Raw genomic sequence first — 278 nt, 5'->3', positions numbered from 1 at the left:
TTAGTCAATCGGCGCACACGTTTCTCACGTGTGTATCGCTACTCATGCCTGCATTCTCACTCGTGAACCGTCCACAACTCGTTTCCACGGCTGCTTCACCCGGCACACGACGCTCCCCTACCCATCCCAGCAGACGTTGGTCTTTATGCTGGAATGACACGACTTCGGCGGTACGCTTGAGCCCCGCTACATTGTCGGCGCGGAATCACTTGACCAGTGAGCTATTACGCACTCTTTCAAGGGTGGCTGCTTCTAAGCCAACCTCCTGGTTGTCTCTG

The 278-nt window shown here is 55.4% G+C and carries 1 rRNA gene; it reads right to left on the bottom strand.

Annotated features, from left to right (window positions below):
- Positions 1–278, bottom strand: a 23S ribosomal RNA gene (locus tag RM609_RS34355); the annotation flags it as partial.

The sequence above is a fragment of the Streptomyces hesseae genome (assembly GCF_031845785.1).
GTDB classification, from domain to species: Bacteria; Actinomycetota; Actinomycetes; order Streptomycetales; family Streptomycetaceae; genus Streptomyces; species Streptomyces hesseae.
The sequence above is the reverse complement of the archived record's forward strand: the minus strand, read 5'-3'. Positions and strand labels throughout refer to the sequence as shown.